Annotated in this window: 13 protein-coding genes and 1 riboswitch; of the genes, 4 read left to right on the top strand and 9 right to left on the bottom strand. The window is 71.5% G+C overall.

Annotated elements, in window-relative coordinates; genetic code table 11:
- Positions 1–132 precede the first annotated feature (132 nt).
- Positions 133–414, top strand: coding sequence for an HPr family phosphocarrier protein (locus tag AMK18_RS00460; protein ID WP_018105371.1), 282 nt, complete (start codon positions 133–135; stop codon positions 412–414).
- 187 nt (positions 415–601) lie between these two features.
- Here AMK18_RS00460 and AMK18_RS00455 read toward each other — a convergent pair whose 3' ends face one another.
- The 4 genes from AMK18_RS00455 to AMK18_RS00440 form a co-directional block, all read right to left on the bottom strand.
- Positions 602–1,306, bottom strand: coding sequence for a GntR family transcriptional regulator (locus AMK18_RS00455; protein WP_018105370.1), 705 nt, complete (start codon positions 1,304–1,306; stop codon positions 602–604).
- 210 nt (positions 1,307–1,516) lie between these two features.
- A complete protein-coding gene (locus AMK18_RS00450; RefSeq protein ID WP_073861204.1) occupies positions 1,517–2,356 on the bottom strand; it encodes a M23 family metallopeptidase in 840 nt (279 codons plus the stop codon).
- Between the two features lie 13 nt (positions 2,357–2,369).
- Positions 2,370–2,534, bottom strand: a riboswitch (cyclic di-AMP (ydaO/yuaA leader).
- A 232-nt stretch (positions 2,535–2,766) separates the two neighbouring features.
- Positions 2,767–4,149: a M16 family metallopeptidase gene (locus AMK18_RS00445; RefSeq protein WP_073861203.1), complete on the bottom strand. Its 1,383-nt coding sequence runs from the start codon at positions 4,147–4,149 to the stop codon at positions 2,767–2,769.
- Between the two features lie 26 nt (positions 4,150–4,175).
- Positions 4,176–5,540, bottom strand: a complete 1,365-nt coding sequence (locus AMK18_RS00440) for a M16 family metallopeptidase (protein ID WP_198956921.1) — start codon at positions 5,538–5,540, stop codon at positions 4,176–4,178.
- Positions 5,541–5,851: 311 nt separating this feature from the next.
- On the opposite strand from AMK18_RS00440, the gene AMK18_RS00435 reads away from it, so the two are divergent.
- Entirely contained in the window at positions 5,852–8,302 is a 2,451-nt protein-coding gene (locus AMK18_RS00435; protein ID WP_018105366.1) for a DNA gyrase/topoisomerase IV subunit A, read from the top strand.
- 26 nt (positions 8,303–8,328) lie between these two features.
- On the opposite strand, the gene AMK18_RS00430 is transcribed toward AMK18_RS00435, so the two are convergent.
- Together AMK18_RS00430 and AMK18_RS00425 are read right to left on the bottom strand one after the other, a co-directional pair.
- Complete coding sequence (locus tag AMK18_RS00430) at positions 8,329–9,429, bottom strand: CobW family GTP-binding protein (RefSeq protein WP_073861202.1); 1,101 nt, start codon at positions 9,427–9,429, stop codon at positions 8,329–8,331.
- 19 nt (positions 9,430–9,448) lie between these two features.
- The gene (locus AMK18_RS00425; protein ID WP_073861201.1) at positions 9,449–10,609 is read right to left on the bottom strand and encodes a citrate synthase/methylcitrate synthase; all 1,161 of its coding nucleotides are present in this window, start codon (positions 10,607–10,609) and stop codon (positions 9,449–9,451) included.
- 134 nt (positions 10,610–10,743) lie between these two features.
- Here AMK18_RS00425 and AMK18_RS00420 point away from each other — a divergent pair, with 134 nt between their 5' ends.
- Entirely contained in the window at positions 10,744–12,009 is a 1,266-nt protein-coding gene (locus AMK18_RS00420; protein WP_073861200.1) for a citrate synthase, read from the top strand.
- A 40-nt stretch (positions 12,010–12,049) separates the two neighbouring features.
- Here the strand turns inward: AMK18_RS00420 and AMK18_RS00415 are convergent, their stop codons facing one another.
- Positions 12,050–13,069: a LacI family DNA-binding transcriptional regulator gene (locus AMK18_RS00415; protein ID WP_079199196.1), complete on the bottom strand. Its 1,020-nt coding sequence runs from the start codon at positions 13,067–13,069 to the stop codon at positions 12,050–12,052.
- Positions 13,070–13,246: 177 nt separating this feature from the next.
- Between AMK18_RS00415 and AMK18_RS00410 the strand changes: the two genes are divergently transcribed.
- The gene (locus AMK18_RS00410; protein ID WP_018105361.1) at positions 13,247–13,741 is read left to right on the top strand and encodes a hypothetical protein; all 495 of its coding nucleotides are present in this window, start codon (positions 13,247–13,249) and stop codon (positions 13,739–13,741) included.
- A 19-nt stretch (positions 13,742–13,760) separates the two neighbouring features.
- Here AMK18_RS00410 and AMK18_RS00405 read toward each other — a convergent pair whose 3' ends face one another.
- On the bottom strand, positions 13,761–15,353 hold the full coding sequence (locus AMK18_RS00405; RefSeq protein ID WP_206745339.1) for a solute symporter family protein: 1,593 nt from the start codon (positions 15,351–15,353) through the stop codon (positions 13,761–13,763).
- Positions 15,350–15,793: a DUF485 domain-containing protein gene (locus AMK18_RS00400; RefSeq protein ID WP_018105359.1), complete on the bottom strand. Its 444-nt coding sequence runs from the start codon at positions 15,791–15,793 to the stop codon at positions 15,350–15,352. Before AMK18_RS00400 ends, AMK18_RS00405 begins: the two co-directional genes overlap by 4 nt.
- Positions 15,794–15,904: the final 111 nt, after the last annotated feature.

The following is a 15,904-nucleotide window of genomic DNA, read 5'->3' as shown; positions in this document are numbered from 1 at the left end:
GGGCCGGGGCACTCTGAGGTCTCCGGACGACCGCGGGCGCGGCGCGCGGGAGGGCCCGCGGGTCTGCCCGGAGCATCGCGCACCACATGAGACACTGGTCTAGACAACCGTTGATTCTTGAAGGGCAGAACCATGGCTGAGCGCCGCGTAAACGTCGGTTGGGCCGAGGGCCTGCACGCCCGCCCCGCTTCCATCTTCGTCCGTGCCGCCACGGCCTCCGGCGTCCCCGTCACCATCGCCAAGGCGGACGGCAACCCGGTGAACGCGGCCTCCATGCTCGCGGTGCTCGGTCTCGGCGCCCAGGGCGGCGAGGAGATCGTGCTCGCGTCCGACGCGGACAACGCCGAGGCAGCCCTGGACCGCCTGGCGAAGCTGGTTGCCGAGGGGCTTGAGGAGCTTCCGGAGACCGTCTGAGCCCGAGCGGCCGACACCGCCGGAATTCTCACGGGAAAGCCGCGGCCCCCTGCATGGGGCGCCGCGGCTTTTGCGTGCGCGGGCCGCAGCCATGACGACCCGGATAGGCGGACACGGACCGAATGGGCGGGCGACACCTATTCCGGTTTTTTTACACGTGCCTTTCTTTATTTGTACGCGCCCTTTGTTAATTCCGGCCGCTCGCGGTGTTTACGGCACGTTGCGAAGCCCTCACACGGCCGGCCCGGGGCACGGTGGCGGGGCGGGCGGCGCGGCGGAGCCGGTGCGCGGCGCCATGGCGTTCGGCGAGCTGCACCGCCAGGGCCCGCGCCCGCTCCGCGTCCCCGCGCGCCACGGCGTCCACGAGCGCCCCGTGCTCGGCCCAGGCTTCGGCCGGACGGGCCGGCTGCTCGACCGCGTACATCCAGGCGATCTTGTGGCGGAGCTGGGTGAGCAGGGCGATGAGGCCGGGGCTGCCGGACGCCTGGGCCAGCGTCTCGTGGAACCAGGCGGCGAGGGAGCGCAGGTCCTCGCCCTCGCCCCGGCGGGCCCGCTCCTGGCCGAGCCTGACCAGGCCGCGCAACACCTTGAGGTGGGCGTCCGTCCGGCGCTGGGCCGCGCGGGCCGCGCTCAGCGGTTCCAGCAGCATGCGGACCTCCAGGAGGTCGGCTGCCTCCTGCTCCGTGGGCTCGGCGACGCAGGCTCCGGCGTGTCTCCGGGTGACGACGAAGCCCTCCGACTCCAGGGTGCGCAGCGCTTCCCGTACCGGGACGCGGGAAACCCCGTAACGCCGTGCGAGCACCTCCTCGGTGAGCCGGCTGCCGCGTTCGAAGACACCGGAGACGATGTCGTCACGGATTGCCGTGCATACCGAATGCGCCGGAACACGCATGTCCGAACCTCCGCCTCAATCCCCGCGAACAGCGGCCGATCGACACCTCTGGCGTGACTCTATTGCAATGCGCTCGCATTTCCGATGCCGGGCGGGAATTCATGAATATCTTTTGGTCGCGGCCGGGTGGTGGAAGGTGCGCGGGGAGGCGTGAGAACGGCGAAGGCCCCGGCGGGATGCCGGGGCCTTCGGTGTGGAGCCGGTGACCGGTCAGACGTTGACGCCGTGGGCGCGCAGATAGGCGACCGGGTCCATGTCGGAGCCATAGGAGGGCGTGGTGCGGGCCTCGAAGTGGAGGTGCGGGCCGGTGGAGTTGCCGGTCGAGCCGGAGAGCCCGATCTGCTGACCGACCGCCACGCTCTGACCCACGGAGACGCCGATCGAGGAGAGGTGGCCGTACTGGGTGTACGTGCCGTCCGCCATCCGGAGCACGATGTTGTTGCCGTACGCCCCGCCCCAGCCGGCCTCCACGACCGTGCCGGAGCCGACGGCGACGACGGAACTGCCGGACGCGGCGTGGAAGTCGATGCCGGAGTGGCTGCCGGAGGACCAGAGCGAGCCGCTGGACTTGTAGCCGGTGGTCACGTACGAGCCGGCGACGGGCAGCTGGTAGGACGAGCCCAGCGCGGTCCGTGCGGTGGAGCGGCCGGCGCGGGCGGACGCCTCGCGGGCGGCCTTGGCCTTCGCCTTGGCCGCTTCCTTGGCCTTGGCGGCCTTCTCGGCGGCCTTCTTCTTCGCGGCCTCGGCCTTCTTCTTGGCCGCTTCCTTCGCCTTGGCCGCCGCCTTCTTCTCGGCGGCCTCGGCCTGGTGCTGCTGCGCCGTGGCCTGGGCGTCGATCCGGTCGGCGAGGGTGTTCTCGATGGCGAGGAGCTGGGAGAGGCCGGTCTCGGTGGCGGCGGGGGCCGTCCCGGTGTCGGCGGCGAGGGCCGGGGAGGCCAGGGAGCCGATGACACCGCCGGCGGCGAGCGTGGCGACGCCGACGGCCTTGGCGCCGGCGCGCGTCAAACGGCTCGGGGCACGGTGCTTCCCGGTGGCACGGGTGAACGCCATGGGGTGGCTGGTCCTTTCCTTCCTTCTCGCCTACCGGGTTAGCTGACGGGTTCGGAGCAGGAAGGTCTCCTACGGACGCCACGCCCCGGACGGAGCGCGGGCATCCGATTCACCCCAGGGACGGTGGGTCCCCGGCTCCCCAGGCTCGCGCCTGACGGGGACTCGGCGATGGCTGCCCGGTACGTCACGGATGCGCGTACGAGTGGCGGACAGCGGACCCGACGCTAAGCGGGCGGACTTCAGGCCACCAAACGGACACGGGGTTTTGTAGCGCATCCCACAGGGTGAACCGATCCCTTAGTGCACAAAAGGTGCAGAAGGGATTAAAGGTGAGCAAGCGCGCAGGGAGGGTCCGTCGCGACCTCGCGCCGGACCCTCCCCGTTGCCCGTCGAGCGGGCCGAGCCGCGGATCAGCCGGTGACGACCGACACCTCTCCGATGCCGAGTGCCCTGACCGGCTCCTCGATGCGCGAGGCGTCCCCGACCAGGACCGTGACCAGCCGGTCCACCGGGAAGGCACTGACCACGGCCGCGGTCGCCTCGACGGTGCCGGTCTCGGCGAGGCGGGCGTACAGCGTCGCCTGGTAGTCGTCCGGGAGGTGCTGTTCCACCTGGTCGGCGAGGGTGCTCGCGACGGAGGCCGCCGTCTCGAACTTCAGGGGCGCGACGCCCACGAGGTTCTGCACGGCCGTCTCGCGCTCGGCGTCCGTCAGGCCCTCGGCGGCCAGCGTCCGCAGGACCTTCCACAGGTCGTCCAGCGCCGGTCCGGTGGACTCGGTGTCCACGGAACCGCTGATGGCGAGCATCGCGGCGCCCGTCGCACCCGAGACGGAGTCGGCGGCGCCGGAGCGGAGCACCTGGGCGAAGGCCCGCACGCCGTAGGTGTAGCCCTTCTCCTCGCGCAGCACCCGGTCGAGCCGGGAGGTCAGCGTGCCGCCCAGGCAGTAGGTGCCGAGGACCTGGGCGGGCCATACGCTGTCGTGGCGGTCGGCGCCGATGCGGCCGATCAGCAGCTGGGTCTGCACCGCGCCGGGGCGGTCCACGATGACCACCCGGCCGGTGTCGTCGGCCGTGATCGGCGGGACGGGGCGGGGCTCGGCGGTGTTCCCCGACCAGTCACCGAGGGTCTCGGCGAGCAGCGCGTCCAGGTCGATGCCGGTGAGGTCGCCGACGACCACGGCGGTCGCGGTGGACGGGCGGATGTGCGCGTCGTAGAAGGCGCGCACGGCCGCCGCGTCGATCCGCTCGATGGTCTCCTCGGTGCCCAGGCGCGGGCGCGACATGCGGGCCGTGGCCGGGAAGAGCTCCTTGGAGAGCTGCTTGGCCGCGCGGCGGGCCGGGTTGGCCTGCTCGTGCGGGATCTCGTCCAGCCGGTTGCTCACCAGGCGCTCGATCTCGCTGTCGGCGAAGGCCGGCGCCCGCAGCGCCTCGGCGACCAGGCCGAGCGCCTTGGCCAGGCGGGAGGCCGGGACCTCCAGGGAGACCCGGACTCCCGGGTGGTCGGCGTGGGCGTCGAACGTGGCGCCGCACCGCTCCAGCTCGGCGGCGAACTCCTCGGCGCTCCGCTTGTCGGTGCCCTCGGACAGGGCGCGCGACATGATCGTGGCCACGCCGTCCAGACCCTCGGGCTCGGCGTCCAGGGGGGCGGCGAGGAAGATCTCGACGGCGACGACCTGCTGGCCGGGGCGGTGGCAGCGCAGGACGGTGAGGCCGTTGGGCAGGGAGCCCCGCTCCGGCGCGGGGAAGGCCCACGGCCGGGCCGTCCCGGGGGCGGGCTGGGGGTGGAACTGCATCGAAACTTCAGTCGCGGCAGCGTCGGTCACTGGTCCGCCCCTTCGTGCGCGTCGGTGTCGGCGTCGGCCTCTTCGGCTGTCTCGGCGGGCTCGACCGGTTCGTAGACCAGGACCGCCCGGTTGTCGGGCCGCAGCTGCGCCTGCGCGGCGGCCTTGACCTCCTCGGCCGTGACGTCGAGGACCCGGTTCACAGCGGAGAGCGCCAGCTGCGGGTCGCCGAACAGCACGGCGTACCGGCACAGTTCGTCGGCGCGGCCCGCGACCGTACCGAGGCGGTCCAGCCATTCGCGCTCCAACTGGGCCTGGGCGCGCTCCATCTCCTCGGCCGTGGGGCCCTCCTCGGCGAACCGGGCCAGCTCCTCGTCGACCGCGGCCTCGATCTCCGCCACCTCCACGCCGCCGGACGTCTTGACGTCCAGCCAGCCCAGGGAAGGCGCGCCGGCGAGCCGGAGCAGTCCGAACCCGGCGGCCACGGCCGTACGGTCGCGCCGGACCAGGCGGTTGTGCAGCCGGGACGACTCACCGCCGCCGAGCACGGTCAGGGCGAGGTCCGCCGCGTCGCACTCGCGGGTGCCGTCGTGGGGCAGCCGGTACGCGGCCATCAGGGCGCGCGCCGGCACCTCCTCGCGTACCTCCTCGCGCAGCTGGCCGCCCATGATCGTGGGCAGCGAGCCGTCGCGCGGCGGCTGCTTGCCGTCGTGCGAGGGGATGGAGCCGAAGTACTTCTCGATCCAGGCGAGGGTCTGCTCGGGGTCGATGTCGCCGACGACCGAGAGCACCGCGTTGTTCGGCGCGTAGTACGTACGGAAGAAGGCGCGGGCGTCCTCCAGGGTCGCCGCGTCCAGATCGGCCATGGAGCCGATCGGAGTGTGGTGGTACGGGTGGCCCTCGGGGTAGGCCAGCGCGGTCAGGCGCTCGAACGCGGTGCCGTACGGGACGTTGTCGTAGCGCTGGCGGCGCTCGTTCTTGACCACGTCGCGCTGGTTCTCCATGGACTCCTCGTCGAGCGCGGCGAGCAGCGAGCCCATCCGGTCGGCCTCGAGCCACAGGGCCAGCTCCAGCTGGTGCGTGGGCATCGTCTCGAAGTAGTTGGTCCGCTCGAAACTGGTGGTGCCGTTGAGCGAGCCGCCGGCGCCCTGCACCAGCTCGAAGTGCCCGTTCCCCTTGACCTGGCCGGAGCCCTGGAACATCAGGTGCTCGAAGAGGTGGGCCAGGCCCGTACGGCCCTTGACCTCGTGGCGTGAGCCGACGTCGTACCAGAGGCACACCGCCGCGACCGGGGTCAGATGGTCCTCGGAGAGCACCACACGCAGGCCGTTGGCCAGACGGTGCTCGGTCGCTGTCAAGCCGCCGGAGCCGGCCTGGGCTGTGGCCGTGTGACCCATGGGCATGTACGTCCCTTCGATCGCGCTACTGGATGTCCGTGTGAAGAAGCCGCTGCGGGAGGCTGCTTCGAAAGATTGCTTCAAGACACCCGCCACTGTATGCAAGCGAACCGGCACCTGCCGAAGTTCCCGTGCGGCGAAGCTGCGAGCGAAATTCCCCGGAAGGTGGTCTTCCGCCGCCTCGGGACGGACGGCGCGGGGCGTTTGGGACGGGTCGAGGTCGGGGTTGTCAGTGCGGCGGTCCACAATGGACCGCGTCAGAACCTGAGGGAACCTGAGGTTGCCCGCTCGAAATCCGTGAAGGAGTCGCAGCAGCGATGGCCCGCCGCAGCACGAAGACCCCGCCGCCGGTCGACTTCGAGGAGAAGATCCTCGACATCGACGTCGTCGACGAAATGCAGGGCTCCTTCCTCGAGTACGCGTACTCGGTGATCTACTCACGCGCCCTCCCGGACGCCCGTGACGGCATGAAGCCGGTGCACCGCCGCATCGTGTACCAGATGAACGAGATGGGCCTGCGCCCGGACCGCGGCTTCGTGAAGTGCGCCCGGGTCGTCGGCGAGGTCATGGGCAAGCTGCACCCGCACGGCGACGCGTCGATCTACGACGCGCTGGTGCGCATGGCCCAGCCGTTCTCCATGCGCCTCCCCCTGGTCGACGGGCACGGGAACTTCGGCTCCCTGGGCAACGACGACCCGCCCGCCGCCATGCGGTACACCGAGTGCCGGATGGCCGACGCGACCTCGCTGATGACGGAGTCGATCGACGAGGAGACGGTCGCCTTCCAGTCGAACTACGACGGTCAGGAGCAGGAGCCGGTCGTCCTCCCGGCGGCCTACCCCAACCTCCTGGTCAACGGCGCGGCCGGGATCGCGGTCGGCATGGCGACCAACATGCCGCCGCACAACCTGGGCGAGGTCATCGCCGCGGCCCGGCACCTGATCAAGCATCCGGGCGCGGACCTGGAGACGCTGATGCGGTACGTCCCCGGTCCCGACCTGCCGACGGGCGGGCGGATCGTGGGCCTCGGCGGCATCAAGGACGCCTACGCCAACGGCCGCGGCACGTTCAAGATCCGTGCCACGGCCGTCGTGGAGAACGTCACGCCGCGCCGCAAGGGCCTCGTCGTCACCGAACTGCCCTTCACCGTCGGCCCCGAGAAGGTCATCTCCAAGATCAAGGACCTGGTCTCGGCGAAGAAGCTCCAGGGCATCGCGGACGTCAAGGACCTCACGGACCGCTCGCACGGCCTGCGTCTGGTCATCGAGATCAAGAACGGCTTCGTGCCGGAGGCGGTGCTGGAGCAGCTCTACAAGCTGACGCCGATGGAGGAGTCCTTCGGCATCAACAACGTGGCGCTGGTCGACGGCCAGCCGCTCACGCTGGGGCTGAAGGAGCTGCTGGAGGTCTATCTCGACCACCGCTTCGACGTGGTGCGGCGGCGCAGCGAGTTCCGCCGGACCAAGCGCCGCAACCGGCTGCACCTGGTCGAGGGTCTGCTCGTCGCGCTGGTCGACATCGACGAGGTCATCCGGCTCATCCGCTCCAGCGACAATTCGGCGCAGGCGAAGGAGCGGCTCATGGAGCGCTTCTCGCTGAGCGAGATCCAGACGCAGTACATCCTGGACACGCCGCTGCGCCGGCTCACCCGCTTCGACCGGATCGAGCTGGAGAGCGAGCGGGACCGGCTGGACGCCGAGATCGCCGAGCTGACGACGATCCTGGAATCGGACACCGAGCTGCGCAAGCTGGTCTCCGCGGAACTGGCCGCGGTCGCGAAGAAGTTCGGCACGGCCCGGCGCACGGTGCTGCTGGAGTCGGCCGGTTCGCAGGTCGCGTCGGTGCCACTGGAGGTGGCGGACGACCCGTGCCGGGTGCTGCTGTCCTCGACGGGCCTGCTGGCGCGTACGGCCAACGACGAGCCGATCGTCGTCGCCGAGGGCACCAAGCGGGCCAAGCACGACGCGATCGTCTCGGCGGTGGCGGCGACGGCCCGCGGCGACGTCGGCGTGGTGACGTCCAGCGGGCGGCTGCTGCGGCTCCCGGTGATCGATCTCCCCCAGCTCCCGGACACGCACGCGGCGCCCAACCTGTCGGGCGGGGCGACGGTCGGCGAGTTCCTCACGCTGGAGGCGGACGAGGACGTCGTCTGCCTCACCACGCTCGACGAGGCGTCACCGGGTCTCGCCATCGGCACGCTGCAGGGCGTCGTCAAGCGCGTGGTGCCGGACTACCCGGCCAACAAGGACGAGCTGGAGGTCATCACCCTCAAGGACGGTGACCGGATCGTCGGTGCGATGGAGCTGCGGACGGGCGAGGAGGACCTGGTCTTCATCACCTCGGACGCCCAGCTCCTGCGCTACCCGGCCGCGCAGGTCCGCCCGCAGGGGCGGCCGGCCGGCGGTATGGCGGGCGTCAAGCTGGGGGCGGGTGCCAGGGTGCTCTCGTTCGCGGCGGTCGACCCGGCGGCGGACGCCGCGGTGTTCACGGTCGCCGGTTCGCACGGCACGCTGGACGACTCGGTCCTGACCTGCAAGCTCACCCCGTTCGACCAGTATCCGCGCAAGGGCCGGGCGACCGGTGGGGTGCGCTGCCAGCGGTTCCTGAAGGGCGAGGACGTGCTGGTGTTCGCCTGGGCGGGCGCGCTGCCGGCCAGGGCTGCGCAGAAGAACGGCGCCCCGGCGTCGCTGCCCGAGCCCGACCCGCGGCGCGACGGTTCCGGGACGCCGCTGGAGAGCCCGGTCGCGGTGATCGCCGGCCCGGCGTAGGCCGTCCGGCCCGGCGGCGGTGCGCGCTACGCGTCGTCGTCGCCGGGCTGTTCCACGTAGCGCAGGACGCCCCACATGGCTCGCTCGTGTGCGGCGTCCTGCGGCGTTTCCCCGGCCGCGTCCTCCGAAGCCCCGCAGCTCTCCAGTTCCTCGCGCAGGGCCGGTGCGTCGATGCCGGAGCCGATCAGGACGAGCTGGGTGCGCTTCGGTTCGCCGCGCGTCCAGGGGCGGGGGGTGAACCGCAGGAACCTGCCGACGGCGTGCACCCCGTACGCGTTGCCGGGGTCGCCCGCGCCGAAGTCGACGTACCCCTTGATGCGGTACAGCCCCTCTGGCCGTGAGTCGAGGAACCGCATCAGCCTGCGGGGGTCCATCGGGACGCCGGAGTCGAAGTCGATGCTCTCGTACGCGGTGTGCAGATGTCCCCCGTGCCCGTCGCCGTCCTCCGCCGCACGCTCCTCCAAGTACAGGTCCTCGAAGGTCAGCTGACGGGCCTTCTCCTCGCCCTCGGGCCGCAGCGCCGGGTCGAAGAGCAGCTCGGGGTCGATGCGCCCGTACGTGGCCGGGATGACCGCCGCCGTGCTTCCGGTCTCCGCGACGGCCTTCCGGACGCGGGCGCACTCCTCGTCCCCGGCCCGGTCCGTCTTGTTGAGCACGACGAGATCGGCCACCGCGAGATGGCGGCCGATCTCCGGATGGCGCTCCCGGGTCGCCTCGAACTCGGCGGCGTCGACCACCTCGACCAGTCCCCCGTACACGATGTGCGGGTTGTCGCTGGCGAGGATCATGCGGACGAGTTCCTGCGGCTCGGCGAGGCCGCTCGCTTCGATGACGATGACGTCGAGCCGGGCGGAGGGCCGGGTCAGGGTCTCCAGGTAGGTGTCCAGTTCGCTCACGTCGACGGCGCAGCACAGGCAGCCGCCGCCCAGCGACACGGTGGACCCGACCTGCCCGGAGACCGTCATGGCGTCGATCTCGATGGCCCCGAAGTCGTTGACGATCACGCCGATCCGGTTGCCCGCGCGGTGGAGCAGGAGGTGGTTGAGCAGCGTCGTCTTGCCGGATCCCAGGAATCCCGCGAGGACGACGACGGGGATACGGGGGCGGTGGGGCGACGACGAGCTCAACGGGTGCCTTCCTGCAGGGTCAGACGGCCGGGACCGGCTGCGGCGGGGGCGGGCCGACGTAGCGGGCCGCCGGGCGGATGATCTTGGAGTCCTCCGCCTGTTCCAGGATATTGGCGCTCCAGCCCACGACCCGCGCCGTGCAGAAGGTGGGCGTGAACATCTCGCGCGGCAGCCCGCACAGCTCCATGACCACTCCGGCGTAGAACTCCACGTTGGTGTGCAGCTCGCGTCCCGGTTTGAGCTCGGCGAGGATCGCCTCGACCTGGCGTTCCACCTCGACGGCGAACTCCACGAGCGGGCCGCCGAAGCCCTGGGCGATGGACCGGAGCATGCGCGAGCGGGGGTCCTCGGTGCGGTAGACGGGGTGGCCGAAGCCCATGATCCGGTCGCCCGCGAGGACCCGTTCGCGGATCCAGCCGTCGATGCGGTCGGGGGTGCCGATCGCATCGAGCGTGTCCAGGGCGCGGCTCGGGGCGCCTCCGTGCAGGGGGCCGGAGAGCGCGCCGACGGCGGCCACCAGGCAGGCGGCGACGTCCGCTCCGGTCGAGGCGACGACCCGTCCGGTGAACGTCGAGGCGTTGAAGCCGTGGTCCACGGTGGAGATCAGATACTGCTCGACCGCCCTGGCCCGTCCCTCGTCCGGTACGGAACCGGTGAGCATGTACAGGTAGTTGGCCGCGTGCGGCAGATCGGCGCGCGGCTCGACGGGTTCGAGGCCCTGGCCGAGGCGGTGCAGGGCGGTCAGCACGGTGGGGACGGCCGCGCAGACGGCCAGGGCGTCGGCCCGGCGGCGGTCCGCGTCGATGTCGTACACCGGCCGGAATCCGGCCGACGCGCCGAGCAGGGAGAGCGCTGTACGCAGCCCGGACAGCGGGCCGGACACCGCGCTCGCCCGCGCTATGGCGGGCAGCGCCTCGCGTACGGCGTCGGGCAGTACGCGCAGGGCGGCCGTGCGGGCGGCGAAGTCGGCGCGGGCCTCCGGGCCGGGCAGCTCGCCCTCGGTCATGAGGTACCAGACGTCCTCGAAGCCACGGGCCTGCGCCAGCTCGACCGCCGAGTACTGGCGGTAGTGGTAGAAGCCCTCGCGGCCCCGGACGTCCCCGAGCGCCGTATCGGTCACGACGACACCCGCGAGACCTCGGGGGACGTCGAGCGGTGTTCCGCCGGTCATGGTCGTCATTGCTTCCTCCGTGGACAGTCGGGTGACTCCTTGATATTGATTCGACTGTCCATGCATGACAGGATTCCTGTCAATATTGATTGAATCAATGTGAACGCATGGATGCCAAGGCGGCATATGGATACGGTGGCGACATGACGGAGCGATCAGAGGCGGACGGGCGGCGGCTCACGACGCGGGAGACGGCCGAGCGCCTGGGCGTGAAGCCCGAGACGGTGTACGCGTACGTCAGCCGGGGGCAGCTGAGCAGCAGCCGCGCGCCGGGCGGTCGCGGCAGCACGTTCGACGCGGCGGAGGTCGACGCGCTGGCCCGGCGTACGGGGCGCAGGGAGCCGGCCCCGGCCGAGCCCGCCGTCCGTACCGGCATCACCCTCATCGCCGATGACCGCTACTACTTCCGGGGCGTGGACGCGACGGAGCTGGCCGCTCGCTATGCGTACGAGGAGGTCGCCGAGTGGCTGTGGACCGGTGAGCTGCGGCCGGGCATCCGCTTCACGGCCCCGGAGCAGGCGGTGGCGGCGGCCCGGCGGGCGGTCGGTGCGCTGCCGGTGCACTGCGGGTCCACGGACCGGCTCCGGGTGGCGGTGGTGGCCGCCGCTGCCGCCGACCCGCTGCGCTTCGACCTGTCGCGCGAGACGGTGCTCGGCGGCGCGCGCAGCCTGATCCCGGCGCTGGTCGCGGCGCTGCCGACGGTGGGCGGTGGTGAGCACGGCACGGTGGATGCGGGCGAACCCGGCGCGTCCTGCGGTCTGGCGGCCCAACTGTGGCCGAAACTCACCGCCCGTCAGCCCGACGGACCGTCACTCGCCGTGCTGGACACCGCGCTTGCGCTGCTCATCGACCACGATCTGGCCGCTTCTACGCTGGCTGCCAGGGTCGCCGCATCGGCCCGGGCCCATCCGTACGCGGTGGTGTCGGCGGGGCTCGGCGTACTGGAAGGCCCGTTGCACGGGGCGGCGAGCGGGCTGGCCCACCGCATGCTGGCCGAGGTCCTGGAGCGCGGTGGCGCTGCGCCGGTGGTGGCGGACCATCTGCGGGCGGGGCGCAGGGTGCCGGGGCTCGGGCACCGGCTGTACACGGGCGAGGACCCGCGCGCCCGTACGCTGTTCGGCCTGCTCGAACGCGTCCCGCAGGCCGGACCGGCCCTGGCCGCCGCCCGCGACGTGGTGGCCACTACCGCGCGGGACGTCCCCCTGCACGCCAACGTCGATCTGGCGCTGGCCGTGCTCTCGGTCGCTTCGGGCATGCCCGCGGAGGCGGGAGAGACGGTGTTCGCGATTGCCCGTACAGCGGGCTGGATCGCGCATGCGCTGGAGGAGTACGGGGAACGCCCGCTGCGGATGCGTCCCAGCGGGCACTACACCGGTCCCCGGCCTCCCCAGCCGCTCCCGTCCCCGTAAGCACGCAATTGGAAGCGTCGGGGGTGCAAAATCCCGACGGTCAGCGGGAAGCCGCGCGGGGCGGCTGGGCCGTGGAACCCCGGACGACCAGCTCCGGCTCGAAGAGGAGCTCGTCCGACGGCACGGCGCGGCCGCCGATCTGCACGGAGAGCAGTTCCACCGCGGCCCGCCCCATCGCCTCGATCGGCTGGCGAACGGTGGTGAGCGGGGGTTCGGTGCAGTTCATGAAGGCCGAGTCGTCGTAGCCCACGACGGACACGTCGTCGGGCACCGACAGGCCCCGCCGCCGCGCCGCGCGGACGGCCCCGAGGGCCAGCGGGTCGCTGGCGCAGATGAAGCCGGTGACGCCCTCGTCCAGCAGGCGCGTGGCGGCGGCCTGCCCGCCCTCCAGCGAGAACATCGCCCGGGTCACCCATTCGTCCGGGATGGTCGTGCCGGATTCCTCCGCGAGCGCCCGGGCTGCGGCCAGCTTGCGCTGCGAGGGCATGTGGTCCGAGGGGCCGAGCACCAGACCGATGCGCTCGTGGCCCAGCGACACCAGATGGCGCCACGCCTGTTCGACGGCCACGGAGTCGTCGCAGGAGACACAGGGGAAGCCGAGATGGGCGATGGCCGCGTTGATCAGGACGACGGGGATCTTGCGGTCGGCCAGCACCTTGTAGTGGTCGTGCGGGGCGTCGGCCTGGGCGTAGAGACCACCGGCGAAGACCACGCCCGAGACCTGCTGCTGCAGGAGCAGTTCGACGTAGTCCGCCTCGGAGACGCCCCCCTTGGTCTGGGTGCAGAGGACCGGAGTGAGGCCCTGCTGGGCGAGCGCACCGCCGACCACCTCGGCGAACGCGGGGAAGATCGGGTTCTGCAGTTCGGGCAGGACGAGGCCGACCAGGCGGGCCCGTTCACCGCGCAGCTGGGTCGGTCGCTCGTAACCGAGGACGTCCAGCGCGGAGAGGACGGCCTGCCGCGTGGCGTCGGAAACGCCGGGCTTGCCGTTGAGTACCCGGCTGACCGTGGCCTCGCTGACTCCAACCTTCTGTGCCACCTGAGCAAGTCGTCGCGTCATACGCGCAAGATTAGCGCAAGAAACGCAAGCAGATTGCGTGGGGTCGGAATCAGAGATGAATTTCAGCAAGTGCCCGCGGGGCGCCGCTCCGCTCCCTCATCGGCGCCACCGTACCCGCCACCGCCCGGCCCAGGCACCCCTCGGGGCGTGAGTCGAGCTGCCCATACCCTCGAAGCCATGAACGAGTTCGAGGGATCCGACGGTCGGCATCTGTCCCTGACCAACGGCGGTACGGCGGTGTTCGTGGACGTACTGACATTCGCCGTCTCGGAGCTCGCTCGGGAACCCTGGGACTTCCGCTTCGCCGCCCTCCTGACGCTGCAGAACCAGAACGTGATGGGGCGCGGCGTCGTCGGTTTCGATCTGGAGGAGCTCGACTGGGGCGACTCGCCACAGGAGGCCGCCGCGGCCAAGGACTTCCTGTTGCGCGTCCTCGATCTGGCCCTGACCCATCACCGGTGGGACGAGCTGACGTACGAACCACCCCGGGCAGAGGGCTACCTGCGCACGTACCGGGCGATGGTCGAAGCCTTCGACCCCGCGACCGCGAAGGCCGGCCAGGAGGTCCTGCCGGGCCCGCAGGAGGCCGCGAGGGCCTCCTGCGTACGTCACCGGGTCCTGAACGGGCTGCCGTTCTGGGAGGAGTGCGTGTTCTGCACGGATGGGGTCTGACTGTCGGGGCGGCCGGCGCTCAGACCGCTCCGGCCCCGGTCATCGCGCGCACCTCGATCTCCGCGTGCTTGGCCGCGTCCGGGGGCTCGTTCGCGGTGACGGTCCCGATCCAGCCGGCGAGGAAGCCCAGCGGGATGGAGACCAGGCCGGGGTTCTCCAGGGGGAAGACCTGGAAGTCGACGCCGGGGAAGAGTGAGCTGGGGCTGCCGGAAACGACCGGGGAGAGCACCACGAGCAGCACGGCGGGGATCAGCCCGCCGTAGACGGACCAGACCGCCCCGCGCGTGGTGAAGTTCCGCCAGAACAGCGAATAGAGCAGGACCGGGAGATTGGCCGAGGCGGCGACGGCGAAGGCGAGCCCCACCAGGAACGCCACGTTGAGATCCTGGGCGAGCAGGCCCAGCCCGATGGCGGCGACGCCGATGCCTGCCGCCGCGACACGGGCGACGGCCACCTCGCTGCGCTGCTTGGCACCGGGCCGCTTGAGCGAGGCGTAGAGATCGTGGGCGACGGATGCCGACGAGGCGAGGGTGATCCCGGCGACGACGGCCAGGATGGTCGCGAAGGCGACGGCGGCGACCACGGCGAACAGGATCGTCCCCCCGGTGGAGCCCTCGCCCCCGCCGAGCACCATGGCCAGCAACGGCACCGCCGTGTTCCCCGCGGCATTCGACTCCCGTACGTCGGCCGAGCCGACCAGCGCGGCGGCCCCGAACCCGAGCACGATGGTCATCAGGTAGAAGCTGCCGATGAGGCCGATGGACCAGACGACGGACCGGCGGGCGGCGCGGGCGGTGGGGACGGTGTAGAAGCGGGACAGGATGTGCGGCAGCCCCGCCGTGCCCAGCACCAGGGCGAGGCCGAGGCTGATGAAGTCGATGCGCGCCGTCCAACTCCCCCCGTACCGGAGTCCGGGCGACAGGAAGTCCTTGCCGTACCCGCTGCGGTCGGCGGCGGAGTTGAGCAACGCGTTGAAGTTCCCGTGGAAGTGGACCAGCACGAGCACGGTGAGCACCACGGTGCCCGCCAATAGCAGGACGGCCTTCACGATCTGGATCCAGGTGGTGGCGCGCATCCCGCCGAGCGAGACGTACACGACCATGAGCGCCCCGACGCCGACGACGGTCCAGGAACGGGCGGCACCGCTCGTGCCGCCGAGAAGCAGCGCGACCAGACTCCCGGCACCGACCATCTGCGCCACCAGATAGAGCACGGACACGGTGACGGAGGACGTTCCCGCGGCGATACGGACCGGGCGCTCCGCCATCCGGGCCGCGACCACATCGGCGAGGGTGAATCGGCCGCAGTTGCGCACGAGTTCCGCGACGAGCAGCAGGACGACGAGCCAGGCGACCAGGAAGCCGACCGAGTACAGCATGCCGTCGTAGCCGAACAGGGCGATCAGCCCGGAGATGCCGAGGAAGGAGGCGGCCGACATGTAGTCGCCCGCGATGGCGAAACCGTTCTCCATGGGTGAGAACAGTCGGCCGCCCGCGTAGAACTCTTCCGCCGAGCCGTGCCGGTTGCGGCTCACCCAGGTGGTGATGCCCAGGGTGACCGCGATGAAGGCGCTGAACAGCAGCAGCGCCAGGGTCTGGTGGTCGCCTCTCAACGCCCGGCCCCCCGCGTCATCTCCTGCGTCTCCCATCGCAGATCGAGCGCGGCCCGGTCCCTGCGCAGCCGGGCGTGCCGCGCGTACGCCCCGGTGAGCAGGAACGTCGTCAGGAACTGGCCGAGCCCCACGACCATCGCCACATTGACCGCTCCGGCCACCGGCCGCGCCATCAGCCCGGGCGCGGTCACCGCCGTGACGACGTAGGCGAGGTACCAGACGAGGAAGGCCGTGGTGGCAGGTACGACGAAACGCCGGTAGCGACGGCGCACCTCCTGGAACGCCTCGCTGCGCTGCACCTCCAGATAGATGTCGGCCGCGCTGTGGCCACCGCGCGGCGCGGCCGGTCCGGGCACCACGGCGGGCGTGGGGCCGGCCGCGCCGTCCGGCTCGCCCCACCCGGAGGTCAGCGCGTCGTCCCACGGGTCGTCGAGCCGCATCGCTGCGGACTCGCGCCCTGCTTCCTTCTCCACCGAACAACTCCCCTTGTCCACGGACCACTTCGGCCGCATATCCAAGAATGGGCAGATCGGGAAGATCCAGGGCACTTC

Source organism: Streptomyces sp. CB01249, assembly GCF_001905735.1.
Classification (GTDB): Bacteria; Actinomycetota; Actinomycetes; order Streptomycetales; family Streptomycetaceae; genus Streptomyces.
The sequence above is the reverse complement of the archived record's forward strand: the minus strand, read 5'-3'. Positions and strand labels throughout refer to the sequence as shown.